The organism is Pseudomonas sp. WHRI 8519 (assembly GCF_040224055.2).
In the GTDB taxonomy this organism is placed as follows: Bacteria; Pseudomonadota; Gammaproteobacteria; order Pseudomonadales; family Pseudomonadaceae; genus Aquipseudomonas; species Aquipseudomonas putida_X.
The window spans coordinates 1984553-1998269 of record NZ_CP167996.1 but is presented as its reverse complement, the minus strand read 5'-3'; the positions used below and the strand labels follow the sequence as shown (position 1 = coordinate 1998269).

The following is a 13717-nucleotide window of genomic DNA, read 5'->3' as shown; positions in this document are numbered from 1 at the left end:
GGCCGCTTCGCGGCCCCACTACCTAGTAAGTACCGTGCACCCGCACGACTACCCCAAGAAACTCACATCCATCCTCACACACCAACGCCGGGTAGCTGCTGTTCAGCGCCCGCAGATACCGCTGCCCACCCTCTTCGGCCAGTTCGCGGAGAATCGCCGATTTGCCAGGTTGGCGCGCAATCACCAACCGCCCAGGCTCAGCCTCCAGCCCCGGGTCCACCAGAATGCGCATGCCTTGCGGCACGCTACGGCCACTGGCCGTACTCATGGCATCGTTCTCCACCGTCAGCCAGAACGCTTTGCCTTGCGCCATGTACTCGGTCTGCTCGTACACCATGGCCTGCTCGGGCGCTGATTCACCCAACGCATCCCAGCCTCGCACCGGGTAACGAAAACACACGATGTAGTGCATCAGGTCTACATCGTCATCCTCTTCATCCAGCACATAGCGGCCAGCGTCCTCACCCACCTGGCCCAGTACCCGCAGCTGCATGCTCACGTGGTAGTGGGGCATGCCCAGCTCGACGAAGACGCGGTTCATCGACTCGACCTTGGGCTGGCGTCGCTTGTTCACCCAATGCCCCACACTGCCCTGGGAAACCCCAACGCGTTCGGCGAGCTGCTCTTGGGAGATATCGAGCTCCTCCATCCGGTCACGGACGAGGGCAATCCATTTATCCATATTCATCGCTGGCACGATACGGACTGCCTTCTAGCGCTCAATAAACATTCAGTATTATTTCTCATAAAGCACACAAATACTTTAGGTATTAAGATCAGTGCGGACCTTTTCCCTCTTGGCTTATGCAGGTATCAGGATGAAACCACCGAAAAACGACGAAACAGAACTCGACAGCGAAGCCGCACGCCGCGCCCTCGACTACTACCTCAACCCCAACCCACCGCGCCCCAGCATCGACAACAAGATCTGGACACTCCACGAAGGCGTCACCGCAGACCAGGCCCAGGAGCACGCCATCGCCCTGCTGCGCTGCGCTGCCGCCACCGCCCACGAAACCGCCACCCATCAGGAAGGCAGCCACCGCGAATTGACCTTCGCACTGATGCATATGATGGACATGGCCAGGGCACTGCTGGAGCACAAGCGAGCCGTACAGAGCGGTCGGTAGGCTGGAACTGGAATAGGGAGAGACGTGATGGCCAGGTGACGGCAAAGGCCCCGATTGCCGGGACAGGGAAGTGCTTCAGCCGTTTTTTTTTCACCGGATAGGCGAAAAAACATTTGACTGGCAAATGATAACGATTATTATTGCACTCAGCTGATCGCGAGATCTGCTGGATAACCTGGAGCTTAGGTCGCTCTCAGATTATCTCCTCATCAGGCTAATCACGGTTTTTGACCCGGCTTTTTGCCGGGTCTTTTTTTTGGCTCTTCAGGCTAATGAAGATCGTTGATGGCGGCGATGATAGCAAAAATGTTTCAGGGCATGAAAGCTCATTACAAAACTTTGCGGAATCAGCACTTGAGAATCAATCTCGTTTCCCCTACTCTGTTTCCGCATCACGGAAGATGCCCCCCACCCCTGCCCTCTTGAGCAAGGAGCTGACCATGAGCCGCCTGCTGCTGCCCGTTGAGCATCCAACACCCACCGCTGGCCACGACGCCGAAGCTGCCCTGCTGCATGGGCTCAAGCGCTTGCCACGCCGGGTTCAGCAAGTGTTCCTGCTCAACCGCCTGGACCAGCTGGACTACGCCAGCATCGCCACGCGCCTCGATTTGCCCTTGCTGAGCATCGAACGGCACATGAACCAGGCCCTGCAAACGGCACGGCCCCACGGTGATGCCGTGGCGAGCGTTGCCGGCCAATGGTACGTACGGCTGCAGAGCCCCGAGGTCACTACCTGCGAGCGCATTGATTTTCGACGCTGGCTGGACGCCGATCCAACGCACCTGCAAGCCTTCCACGACACCGAACTGCGCTGGCGCAGCCTGCTCGCCCCAGCACGGGAGCTGGGCCACGATGGCTGGTATCGGCAAGGCCGAGCGGCGATTTCGTTGGGTGGCTGCTCGATTGCAGTAGGGCTGAGCGTGGCGGCGCTGGTGCTGTTTGGTTACTGGGCATAAGCCGTCAGGGACGGCAGAGGCAAAGCCAGCCCACCTGCAGATCAAGGCTCGTGCCTGAATCGCCCGGCCACGTAAGCGAGAAGCAGCCAGCCTGACAGGCAAGAGGCTATAAAGCTCGCCGCCAGATTCGTTGCCAAACTCACCTCGCCTGAGGACGCCACCAGCAGGCTCACGCCCCCGCCACACGCAAAAAGCAATGTGTTGCTGACCGAGGCAGCAGTCCCTGCGCGATCGGGGTGCCGACTGAGCGCATAGGTGGTTGCAGCCGGGCGAACGATGGTCGTGCCGATGGTGCAGATCGTTAAGGGCAACACTAGTTTGATCAGCACCCGTTCATCGCCTGACAAAGCAAAGTGCAGAGCAACGCCCGCAGCGCCTATCAGGGCAAACCCACAACCAATCTGCGCCTGTGTACTCAGCCTTCGATTCAGCTTATTGGCAATGACACCGCCGACCATGTAGGCCAACCCATAGAGCAGAAACACCACGGAGAAGGCGAACTCCGTCAACCCTAGCCGCCCCATCAATAACAAGGGAGATACGACGACAAATGAAAAATGACAGGCAAATGCCAAACAGGAAAACAGCGAATACACAAGGAACGTTCTGTCTTTCAGCACCTGGCAATAGCCCTGCAATAAACCGCCTCGATAACGAGAGGCTCCAGTGTCCTCCAACAAGATAAAACAAAGTAACAGCACCCCTGTTGCCAGCATGACAAACACCTGAAAACTTGCCTTCCACCCGCCATAGTGCTGAAGCACACTGCCTGCCAACGGCGACAACGCAATAAAGACACCGCTTGCACTGGTCAGAAGGATTCGCATCGCATCGCGCTGTTGGCCACTGTAACTGTCCTGCACCAGCGCTTGGCTTAGTACGAAACAGCCACAGCCCATGGCCTGCAACAGGCGGAACACCATGAAGGTCTCATAGTGTACGGCGCGCAGGCACCCGATTGCCCCCCCGATGCCCAGCAGGAGCCCCGCGATCAGCAAGCGCTTTCTTCCCACGCAATCGGAAAGCGGGCCGATCACCGCTTGGGATAACGCCACACCCAGTGCAAATAAACTCACCGAATAGGCAATGCGTTTTGTATCGACTGCAAAATACTCAGCCATGTGCGCAACAGAAGGCAAAATCACATCGAGCGGGAATACACCCAGCAGACTAATAAGAACCAGCAAAATCGATAGGGCAGTAGTTTTAGCAGGCACGCCACAAACTCCGGTTTCTGACCACAGGGCGCTGAGCAGTACGCCGAAGCGTTGCATCACTTTTTCAGGCCATATACGAAACCACACCGGCAAGATACACAAGCGGAGTTGCTCAATGAAATATCCCAAAAACGTGTAGGACTTTTGAGCCCGACATCGTGCCGTTACGCCATTAGCCCCCGTCAGACCGCGTTCAAGTACTTGCGTACTCAAGCCAGCCATTAACTTTTCAACAACAGGAAATCATCGTGGGTGCTGTTTTTGTACACAGCCTCCCTCACGAGGGGTGTACAGTACCCCCACAACAAAGCCCAAGGAGCCACGCCAATGACCGTGACGCTGTCCCCTCTGCAAATCGACTGCGCTTTCGATTCCGGCAACATCCAGGTACTGGATGCCAGCAACCCTGCCCGGGTCCACCTGGCCATTCGCCCGGACACCCACAGCGGCCACTTCCAGTGGTTCCACTTTAAGGTCAGCGGCCTCACGCCCGGCCAGGTTCATCGCTTCAGCTTGGACAACGCCAGCGAGTCTTCCTACAAGAACGCCTGGGACGGCTACAACGCCGTGGCTTCCTACGACCAGCAAACCTGGTTCCGTGTGCCCAGCCAGTTCGATGGCAAGGCGCTGGCCTTTGAAGTGGAAGCCGCGCAAGAGCAGATCTGGTTCGCCTACTTCGAGCCCTACCCGCGTGCCCGCCACAACCAGTTGATCGAACGTGCCCAGCAGATTCCCGGTGTCGAGTTACTGGCCCATGGCCGTAGCGTGCAAGGCCGCGACATACCACTGTTGCGCGCAGGCGACGGGGCCGCAGGCAAGCGCAAGCTCTGGCTGATCGCCCAGCAGCACCCGGGCGAGCACATGGCCGAGTGGTTCATGGAGGGGGTGATCGACCGGCTGCAAAGCAATGACGCCATCGTCCAGCAATTGCTGGCCAAGGCTGACCTGTACCTGATTCCCAACATGAACCCCGATGGCGCCTTTCTCGGCCACCTGCGCACCAACTTCAAGGGCCAGGACCTCAACCGGGCCTGGCAGGACGCCAGCGTCGAAGCGAGCCCGGAGGTGTTCTTTGCCCAGGCGCAGATGAAGCAGTACGGGGTGGATGCGTTCATCGATGTGCATGGGGATGAAGAAATCCCGCATGTGTTCACGGCAGCCTGCGAGGGCAACCCCGGCTATACGACGCGCCTGGCCAGGCTGGAGGAGCAGTTCCGTAGCACCTTGTGCAGCATCACGCCTGACTTCCAGACCGTGCATGGCTATACCCGCGATGAGCCGGGGAAGGCCAATACGACACTGGCGTGCAATGCGGTGGGCATGGCGTACGACTGCCTGTCGCTGACCCTGGAGATGCCGTTCAAAGACCATGACGATGCCCCCAACCCGAAGACCGGCTGGTCGGGAGCGCGGTCCAAGGCATTGGCAGGGGCGGTGCTGGAAACCTTGCTGAAGATGGCTGACGACTTGCGCTGATCAGTGCAGGCCTTTTCTCGGGGCAAGCCCGCGGAAAGGCCTGCACAGTCAAAACTGCACATCGAGTATCACATTGTCGGTATAGGTCGCCGCCGGCGGTGTCGCCTGGTCGGTGTAGACCTTGGCGTTGTAGTTGAACACCTGGCTACCCGTGCCAGTCCCCGCCCCGGGGTTGACATTGGCATCGCTGCTCGAGCGCCGCGCGCTGCCCACGGCTCCCCACCGTACGGCGCCCGCGCTTTTGAAGATGTCGTAGGCCAGGTAGTTGTTGGCAGCAGACTTCATCCTCCGACGCCCGCCTGCTGCATTCTGTCCGTCATCCAGCCCGACCGTGTAGCTGCTGCCCTTGGTACAGGACAGGTTCACGCTCTGGTTCACCGTGCCGAACCCCGCCACTACCGGCGCACTGCCAAAGCTGATGGTGGGCGTCGATATCTGGCAGTCATTACTCACCGTCAGGCTCACCGTGAGGGTCTGGTTACCCGAACCCGTGTCGCGCCCCAGGCACAGATTGCCCAGGCCAATGCCTGAGCAGTAGTTCCAGACCCAGGCAAGGTTCAGCGTCTCGGTATAGACGCCAGCCGCCACGTTGGCGCCAACCGAAGTCTTCAGGTACACCGGCACAGACTTCGGGGAGTTGCCATTGAGCAGGCCCAGGGCGTCGATCAGGCCGTTGCGCGCGAAATCGAACTGGGCGCCGCGAGTGATGGGGTAGCTGGTCGTATTATTGGCATAGATCGTATAGGGGATGACATCCCCGGTCGGCCCCACCAGCCCGCTGGTAGCGGAGGTGATGGTGAGGTAGAAGTGGTCACTGCTCACTAGCAGGGACAACAACGACCCGGTGCACTGCAAACCCGCATTGGTGGTGGAGGCACTCTGGATGGCGGTGCGCACCAGGGTCGAGTTGACGGTGCCGAACGCCGCTGGTGCAGTGGCCACGGACGAACATAACGCCCAGGCCGACCCCGCCGGCAGCGCCAGCATGCCGATCAGCAGGCCGCGCAACCCCTTGCTCATCGGCACACCAGAGGGCCGATCAACGGGATCGAGCCTTCTGCCTGCGGCAAGTCGAATTCGACCTGACACTGCCCTCCTCCCTCCAACCTGACCTGCAGCTGGTTATGCGCCGAGAGGTTTTCCAGATAGACCAGCCCGTCCCAACCCACCACCGCCTGGCTGCCACTTTCACGGTGGCTGACCGTACTGCCCAGCTTGAGCGGCTGCTGGTTGCCATCGACCAGCTCGATGCTCGCCGCCAGCACGCGCTTGAGCGGGAATTCCAGCAAGTAGCCGCTGCCACGGCGCACCGCGACCCGCTGCTCCACCTGTGACGCGAGCACATCGGGCGGCAGATCCATGGGATCGATCTCGTACTTGCCGCGGTAGTAGCCGCTGCTGTACGGCACCAGCAGGTGGCCGTTGCGGTCGGTGCGGCCGATCTCCTGATTTTCGTAACGCACGGGCACATCGGCATAGCCGCCGGTGCTGACCACCACAAAGGCATCGTCGATACGATTGGCGGCAAACACCCCGGCGTCCATCCACACCAGCGAGCCGCTGGCGTCGGCCCAGCGGGTCATCTCACCGCTGCTGCCATACACGCCGGCCTGCAATTGCACCGACTGCAGGCGCCAGGTGGCGTCCGCCTGGCGGTAGGCATCACGATCACCTCCGGTGGCGTAGCCAAGGTTGTAGCCGACACCGCCCCCCACCGGCACCGCGCGGCTGAAGTTGACCCGCTGCAGGTCCTCGCCGTCCTTGCTGCGCTCCATGCTCACCGCCAGGGTGCCGCTGAAGTCGATCGGGATCACCCATTGCGCCTGCACCGCCCACTGGCTGTCGCCGACCTCGCGGTTGGCCGACAGGTAGACACTGCTGTTGCCCCACAGCGGCTTGCTCCAACTGAGGTTGATCAGGCGGGTGCGTGAGCCGTCACCGGCGCGCACATCGAAGTAGCCCGCGCCAAGGCTGCCGAAGCGTTCCAGGTTGAGGCTGAGGGTGACCTGTTCGCTGCGCTGGCTCAATTGCAGGTCCGGGCTGTCGACCCGGCTCAGGTCGGCGTACGCATCATGGCGCTGCAAACGCTGATAGCTGAAACCGAAGCGCTGGCTGTTGTACTGATAGCCGAGGGCGACCTGGTGGCCCTTTTCACCGTCGTACTGGCTCTGGGCTACGGCAGCGTTCAGTACGCCGAAAGTGCCCAGGCGCACATTCGCGCCCAAACCGCCAAGCAGCAACGATTCCGCGGTTTCGACATGGCTTTCGAGGGTGAAAGCATCGCTGACGCCATGGCGCAGGCTGGCCGAGGCGACGCCAGGCCCGTAGCTGAAGTCGCGCACGGCATAGTCACGGCGCAGGCTGCCGGCGGCCATGGAGAAATCCGACAGGCCTTTTTGCAGCAGGCTGCTGGTGACGTAGAACGGCAACGTGGTGGACACCTGGCGCCCCAGGGCATCGGTGGTGACCACCACCGCCTCGCCGGCACCGTTGATGAACGGCACGTTGGTCAGGGTGTAAGGGCCAGGCTGCAACTCCGTGGTGCTGGACTTGTAGCCGTTGATGAACAAGTCCAGCGAGGTTGGCACTGCCGCCTCCCCCGCGAAGGCAGGCAACGGATACGTGACCAGGTCCGGGCGGGCGGCAAAGTCACGCGACAGTTGCAGGCCGCCCACCCGCACCGAACTGGTCCAGGGCAACGCACCGGTGACGAAGTCGCCCGCTTCGTAAGTCAGCAGGCGCTGCTCGTCGGTGAAGCGCCAGGTGGTGTCGTAGCGCAAAAAGCCCTGACGGCTGTCGTCGGCCGCAGCACCGTTGAACGACTGCCGCCACTGGCCGGTGGTGGCAAATGTGCCCCAACTGTCGAACAGGCGCAGCTCATTCCAGGCTGCCAGGTAAGTACCCCCCTCGTCGGTGTCGTTCAGGTACAGGTCATAGTTGAACAGCGCGCCGAAACTGCTGCGTGCATCGCTGGCCGGATACAGGTTACGGTCGCCGACCTGCTGGTCCGGGAGCCAGGCCGGTGGCACTTGCAGCAGCAGGCGCTGGTTCTGGCTGTCGTAGTCGCTGTGCAGGCCCGCGATGGCATCCAGGGCCACCTCGCCTTGCGGGTTGCCCGGCAGGGCGATGCCGGCAGCGCGCAACACCTGGCTGTCGAGGAACAGCCCTCCGGCGCGCTGCTGCACCGGCACCAGCTCAGCCCTGGGCACCTGGTTCACCAGCAGGTCCAGATACAGTGTGGCGTCGGCAATGGCGGCGGCCTCGGTGGGCGGCGGCGGCAGCTCGTCGGCCACCGCCAGGCCGGGGCCGATGAGCGCCAGCCCCAGGTACCAGCGGCGTGTCGCCCGCGCCAGCCATTTCACACACGCATTCCAACCATTGCCGGGTCCTCCCTGGCCCCTGACATTCATTCAATAGTGGCTTCATTGCCCTTGGCGGATCGCCTCGGCCACCTCCTGGCCGTTCACCCTGCCCTTGAGTACGCCGCTGGCGTTCGGTGCAACCGGTGCCGGCCAGCGCATGCTGGCCCCGGGCAGTACATACCCCAGCAGGCCCTCGGCCAGTGGCCTTGCCTGGCCGCCCTGCTGTACCACCACATCGGTCAGCCGGGCATGCACCGGGCCGGTGTTGCGCAGTTCCACATAGGGTTTGCCCTGCACCGTCACCGGCCGCCAGCTCAGTTGCGGCTTGCCCACGCTGCTGGCGCTGCGCTTGCCTTGCGGATCCGGCTTGCCCCACAAACCTTCGCCATAGACGAACAACGGCACCGAATAGCGCATCTGCAGGCGGATGGCCGCAGTGGCGCCCTGGTTGGCGTTGTCCGTGGGCAGTGGCGAGGGAATTTCGTCGATGATGATGCGGTAGGCCTGTTCCTGGCCGGCCGGTGAACTGCCGGTGCGGGTGAGGCGGATCAGTTGTTTCTGGCCGGGGGCGATGGTCGCTACCGGCGGGCTGCCGATGATTTCCCGCTGGGCCTGGAACTGCTCCTGGTTATCGCCCTGTCGCCAGGCAAATACGCGTACCTGGAGGCTCGCCGGGGCGCTGCCGCGGTTCTCCAGCCACAGCGCACCGGCCTTCTGGTCAGCCTCCAGCACCGGGTCGATCGGCCAGATCAGCACTGAGGTGGCAGCCCCCGCCGGCAAGCTCGCCAGCAGCAATGCCCCGATCAAAACCCGCGCCCACTTCGCGCCTGCCTGCATACCGCTCTCCTTGATTGATTGTCAGGGGCCCGGTCGTTTCACCAGGTCACCGCCACTTGCACGACGTCGGTGTAAGTGCCGGCCGGCACAAGGCCGGTGAGCTGCGTGCGGCCATACACCGACAGCTTGATCGCCGTCGGGTCGCTGTTGTTCAGTGCCACGCTCTGGCCCACGGCGATGCTCTGGCTGTAGGCCGCGTCCTGGTACAGTTGGTAGGCCAGTAGCTGCGTGCCGCCGCCGCGCTTGAGGTAGCGCGTGCCGCTCACCGCGTTCTGCCCACCGTTCAGGCTCATGCTCAGGCTAACGCCGGGCGTGCACTGGAAAGTCACCGTAGTCCCGCCCAGGGACGTGCTGAGGGTCCCGGTCGCCAAGGCCGACTGGGTGCCGTAATCGAGCACGCCATACTGGCTGACGCCGCCCACCACCAGGCAGCCCGCGGTGATCGTCGCGGTGACCTGGAAGCTGCTGCTGGTCGCCGCATCCAGTGGCGTCGCCAACAGGATGCCCAGGCCTGCAAGGGGGCCACCCAGCCAATAGCGCATGGCTGCGGCTCAGAACGACAGCTCGACGGCCACCGTATCGGTGTATACCCCGGCGGGCAGGCCGGCCTTGCCGCGCGCCTGACCATAGAGGTTGACGGTCTGAGCAACCCCGGTGCTGGTCGGCAGCGTGATGGTGCCGTCGATGGCCAGCAGTTGGGTACGCCCAGTGTCGGTATAGAAGTCGTAGGGCACGAAGTTGCCGTTGCCGTCTGCCAGCGCCCGGGTACCGCCAGTCGAGGCACCGTCGTTGGCCCCCGCACGCACGCGGATGGCTGGCACCGTACCTGCGGAGCAGAGGATGCTCATCGCACCGCCGCCGCCACCGAGCACCTCACCGTTGGCGGTGGTGAACAACGCTTCCTGAGTGCCGAAGCTGAGGGTACCGAAATTCAACCCCGAGGTGCCTGTGGTGCCATTGACCTGGCACGCCGAAGTCAATGTCAGGGTGGAGTTGATGGTCCCGGTCACCGTGGCGGCCTGGGCGTGGCATGCCATCGCCAGGCCAAGGCCGGCGAGCATGCAGTGGGTGAGGTTCGTTCGCATCGGGGTCTCCTTGCGGGAATTACCAGTCCAAAGTCACTCTGAGCGTGTCGCGGTACAACCCGGCCGGCAGCGCACGCGGTTGCGCCACCACTACGCCGAAGATGGGGATGGGAATCTGTTCGGTGCTGCTGATGGTGAAGGCACGCGCCTGGCCGATGCCATAACGGCTATTGCCGCCCGGGTCGAGCGCCAGTTGATAGGGGATCATTTCGCGGCCATTGCTGAGGCGCCGGACGCCATCGCTACCGTTGAGGCCGCCGTTGATGCGCACGTTGAAGGCCCTGACCTGGGGCGTGCAGCTGATTTGCAGGCTGCCCTCGCCGTTCGCTTCGTCGACCCGGCTGCGCAGCGGCTGGTCCCAGTTCGGGCCACGCTCGCCGAAGTCCATCAGCCCAGGGTTGCCGAGCGTGGCCGGGGGCTGGTCGCCACTGCTGATCTGGCACGCGGCGCTGATCACCAGACGGGCCTGGATGAAGCCGGTGGTCGTGCCATGTGCTGCGCCGCTGGGCAATAGCAGCGGGCCCAGGCTGAGCAGCAGGATGGATGTACGGTTCATGGCATGACGTCCTTGTGCATGTTGGCTCGCTACCAGGTGACCGTGACTTTCAGCAGGTCGGCATACACACCGGCGTGCGGCACCCAGGCCAGCTTGTCGATACGGGCGTACAGCGGCAGTTCGACCGTCCCGCTGTCCGGCACGCGCGCGGCGTGGGGCTGGCCCACGATCACAGGCTCGCGCCAGGCCGCGTCGCGGTACAGGCGGTAGGGGATCGGCCGCGCCCTGGCGTCGCTGCTGGCCAAGAAACGCAGTTCACCGGCACCACCGTGCTGGCCACCGTCGACACGCACCTGGTAGGGCGTATCGGGATTGCATTCCAGGCGCGGTGGCCGCTGGTTGAGAAGCTCCGCGCTCAAGGGCGCACCCGGCCCATCCAGGCGTGCGGCAGTGCCCAGGTCGAGCCGACCGAGGTCCTGCGCCCCCGCCTCGCGCTGCTGGTTGACCAGCATGCAGCCTCGTTGCACCTGCACGCGCACCTCCACGAGGAAGTCCGCTGCTACGGCACTGCCAGCCAACAGCAGGCCCCACAGCGTCACCACACAGCGTCCCGTCACTGACACGCCCCTTGTTTCAAGGTCCTGAGTCTGAGCGTAGCAGCCGGTGGCTTGACCGTGGCCGCTGCCCGCCATTCTTTGGTAGTAACAACAAAGGGTTAGATGGCTGCCCTGTCACGGCCAAGAAATTTCCGAGCGGCATCGAACCCATGCCCGTCCAGCGCCTCCAATGGCCATAGGCCGGCAAACCTTTGCGCATTCTGTTACGGTGCGCAGCAGCCACCAAGCCCGCATCAGACGCATGCGCGCCATGCATGGACGAACATGACAGGAGCGTATCCATTGACGACCACAGACATCGCACTCGCCGAAGCCGTGGAACGCTGTGCCCAGGAGCCCATTCAGGTTCCCGGCAGCATCCAACCCCACGGTTTTCTGCTGGTGCTGGACGAACAGGACCTGCGTATCCTCCAGGCCAGCGACAATGTCGCCCGCTGGCTAGGCGTGCCCGCCCAAGAACTGCTGGGGTGCACCTTCGCCGACGTGGTCAGCGACAGTTTCGACCTGCGCGCCCATCTTGAGCGCTTGCCCGGGGATGATGTTTTCCCGTTCTACATCGGCGATGTGTACCTGCGCCAGGGCGCGCCCTTCAGCGACCGCCTGCGCCTGCTCACGCATCGCCATGACCAGGTGCTGATCGCCGAGTTCGAACCCGCTCGCCAGCCCGCGGGCCAGGCCCTTGAAGGCGACTATTACCCACTGGTGCGTAGTTTTGTCAGCAGCCTGAACAACGCCGCCAGCCTGGAAGAGTTGCTGCAGCAGACCGTGCTGCAAATAAAGCAGATCACAGGTTTTGGCCGAGTCAAAGCCTACAGCTTCGATTCGGAAGGTAATGGCCAAGTGCTGGCTGAAGTGGCCGATGCCGGCTATCCCCGCTACCTGGGCCTATGCTTCCCGGCCTCGGACATCCCCCGCCAGGCCCGGGAGCTTTATCGGGTCAACCGCATCCGCGTGATCGAAGATGCCAACTACCAGGCCGTGCCTTTGGTACCGGCGGCCAACCCGCGCACCGGCCAATCGCTGGACATGAGTTTTGCCGCGTTGCGCAGCGTGTCGCCGGTGCACCTGCAATACATGCGCAACATGGGCACCCTGGCGTCGATGTCACTGTCGATCGTGGTCGATGGGCAACTGTGGGGGCTGGTGTCGTGCCATCACGAGCAACCCCGCCCGGTCGATCTGCGCACCCGCACCGCCTGCGAGCTGTTGGCCAGCGTGCTGTCGCTGCAGATCGAATCGCGTGAATCCCACGCCGATACGCGCAAGCTGCTCGACCTGCGCCAGCACATCGTCCGGATGATCTCCTCGATGGCCGACCATGACAGCGTCAGCGAGGGCCTGCGCGCCCTGCCCGAGGTGCTGCTGGCGTTCGCCGGGGCGAGCGGCGCGGCGGTCATTTCCGCCGAGCGCTGCGACCTGATTGGCCAGACGCCACCGGCGGCGCAGGTCACTGCGCTGGTGCACTGGTTGGCCCAGCGCAATGACGAGACGGTGTTCCAAAGTGACAACGTGCGCCGCGACATCGACGAACTGCCCGAGCTGGCCGAGCATGCCGGTGGCGTGCTGGCGGTGGCCATTTCCCAGATTCATTCGCACTACCTGCTGTGGTTCCGCCCCGAGCAGGTACGCACGGTCAACTGGGCCGGGCGGCCCGATAAACAGATTGGCCCGCAGGGGGCGCTGAACCCGCGGCACAGCTTCGAACACTGGCAGGAACAGTTGAGCGGCTACTGCGAGCCGTGGGACCCGCTGACGATCGAAGGCGTGGTCGAACTGCGCACTGCAGTGCTCGGCATCGTTTTGCGCAAGGCAGAAGAACTGGCGCAGCTGGCAAATGAACTACGCCGCTCGAACAAAGAGCTCGAAGCCTTCAGCTACAGCGTGTCCCACGACCTGCGCGCACCGTTGCGCCATATCGCCGGCTACACCGAACTGCTCGGCGAAATCGAAGGCCAGGGCCTGAGTGAGCGCGGCCGGCGCTTTCTCAAACACATCGAGGAGGCCGCGCAGTTCGCCGGCAGCCTGGTGGACAACCTGCTGAATTTCTCGCAGATGGGCCGCTCGGCGCTGCGCCTGTCCGATGTCGACCTCAATGCCTTGGTCGAAGCCATTCGCCAGGAACTGGCGCCCGATTACGAAGGGCGTGAGATCATCTGGAACGTGGCGCCGCTGCCCAAGGTGATCGGTGACCCGGCCTTCATCAACCTGGCGCTGCACAACCTGATCGCCAACGCCATCAAATACACCCGTGGCCGCGAGCCTGCACGCATCGACATCGGCGCCCACCTGCACGAAGAGGAAATCGAAGTCTATATTCGCGATAATGGCGTGGGCTTCGATATGGCCTATGCGAACAAACTCTTCGGTGTGTTCCAGCGGCTACACCGCATGGAGGACTTCGAGGGCACCGGGATCGGCCTGGCCAGCGTGCGGCGGATCATCGAGCGTCACGATGGCCGAGTCTGGGCCCAAGGTCAGGTCGACCAGGGCGCCAGCTTCCATTTCACCCTTCCCCGTCATCCAGAAACAAACTGAGGCACC

General features: G+C 62.9%; 13 protein-coding genes. 4 read left to right on the top strand and 9 right to left on the bottom strand.

The annotated features are described in order from the left end of the window. Nucleotides 1–22: 22 nt before the first annotated feature. Nucleotides 23–688: a LexA family transcriptional regulator gene (locus ABRP30_RS09075; RefSeq protein WP_349974512.1), complete on the bottom strand. Its 666-nt coding sequence runs from the start codon at nt 686–688 to the stop codon at nt 23–25. Between the two features lie 130 nt (nt 689–818). Here ABRP30_RS09075 and ABRP30_RS09070 point away from each other — a divergent pair, with 130 nt between their 5' ends. Beyond that, nucleotides 819–1130 carry a DUF6124 family protein gene (locus ABRP30_RS09070; RefSeq protein ID WP_241803286.1) on the top strand — a complete coding sequence of 104 codons (312 nt, stop codon included), beginning with the start codon at nt 819–821 and terminating at the stop codon, nt 1128–1130. 440 nt (nt 1131–1570) lie between these two features. Further along, nucleotides 1571–2086 carry a DUF4880 domain-containing protein gene (locus tag ABRP30_RS09065; RefSeq protein ID WP_349974513.1) on the top strand — a complete coding sequence of 172 codons (516 nt, stop codon included), beginning with the start codon at nt 1571–1573 and terminating at the stop codon, nt 2084–2086. Nucleotides 2087–2127: 41 nt separating this feature from the next. Here the strand turns inward: ABRP30_RS09065 and ABRP30_RS09060 are convergent, their stop codons facing one another. Beyond that, nucleotides 2128–3360, bottom strand: a complete 1233-nt coding sequence (locus ABRP30_RS09060) for an MFS transporter (RefSeq protein ID WP_267822566.1) — start codon at nt 3358–3360, stop codon at nt 2128–2130. Between the two features lie 270 nt (nt 3361–3630). On the opposite strand from ABRP30_RS09060, the gene ABRP30_RS09055 reads away from it, so the two are divergent. Then, nucleotides 3631–4779 (top strand): M14-type cytosolic carboxypeptidase, encoded by a 1149-nt coding sequence (locus ABRP30_RS09055; protein WP_267822564.1) that lies wholly within the window; start codon nt 3631–3633, stop codon nt 4777–4779. 48 nt (nt 4780–4827) lie between these two features. On the opposite strand, the gene ABRP30_RS09050 is transcribed toward ABRP30_RS09055, so the two are convergent. The 7 genes from ABRP30_RS09050 to ABRP30_RS09020 are packed head-to-tail and all read right to left on the bottom strand — an operon-like array spanning nt 4828 to nt 11176. Further along, on the bottom strand, nt 4828–5799 hold the full coding sequence (locus ABRP30_RS09050) for a spore coat U domain-containing protein (protein WP_241803282.1): 972 nt from the start codon (nt 5797–5799) through the stop codon (nt 4828–4830). Next, nucleotides 5796–8141, bottom strand: coding sequence for a fimbria/pilus outer membrane usher protein (locus ABRP30_RS09045; protein WP_349974514.1), 2346 nt, complete (start codon nt 8139–8141; stop codon nt 5796–5798). The genes ABRP30_RS09050 and ABRP30_RS09045 overlap by 4 nt, the downstream gene beginning before the upstream one ends. Nucleotides 8142–8201: 60 nt before the next feature. Continuing rightward, nucleotides 8202–8978 carry a molecular chaperone gene (locus ABRP30_RS09040; RefSeq protein WP_267822559.1) on the bottom strand — a complete coding sequence of 259 codons (777 nt, stop codon included), beginning with the start codon at nt 8976–8978 and terminating at the stop codon, nt 8202–8204. A 38-nt stretch (nt 8979–9016) separates the two neighbouring features. Continuing rightward, nucleotides 9017–9520, bottom strand: coding sequence for a spore coat U domain-containing protein (locus tag ABRP30_RS09035; protein ID WP_349974515.1), 504 nt, complete (start codon nt 9518–9520; stop codon nt 9017–9019). Between the two features lie 9 nt (nt 9521–9529). Continuing rightward, a complete protein-coding gene (locus tag ABRP30_RS09030) occupies nt 9530–10063 on the bottom strand; it encodes a spore coat protein U domain-containing protein (RefSeq protein ID WP_241803278.1) in 534 nt (177 codons plus the stop codon). Between the two features lie 19 nt (nt 10064–10082). Further along, nucleotides 10083–10619 (bottom strand): spore coat U domain-containing protein, encoded by a 537-nt coding sequence (locus ABRP30_RS09025; protein ID WP_267822554.1) that lies wholly within the window; start codon nt 10617–10619, stop codon nt 10083–10085. A 29-nt stretch (nt 10620–10648) separates the two neighbouring features. Beyond that, nucleotides 10649–11176 (bottom strand): spore coat U domain-containing protein, encoded by a 528-nt coding sequence (locus tag ABRP30_RS09020; RefSeq protein ID WP_349974516.1) that lies wholly within the window; start codon nt 11174–11176, stop codon nt 10649–10651. A 264-nt stretch (nt 11177–11440) separates the two neighbouring features. On the opposite strand from ABRP30_RS09020, the gene ABRP30_RS09015 reads away from it, so the two are divergent. Next, nucleotides 11441–13711 (top strand): ATP-binding protein, encoded by a 2271-nt coding sequence (locus tag ABRP30_RS09015; protein ID WP_349974517.1) that lies wholly within the window; start codon nt 11441–11443, stop codon nt 13709–13711. The last annotated feature ends 6 nt before the right edge of the window (nt 13712–13717 follow it).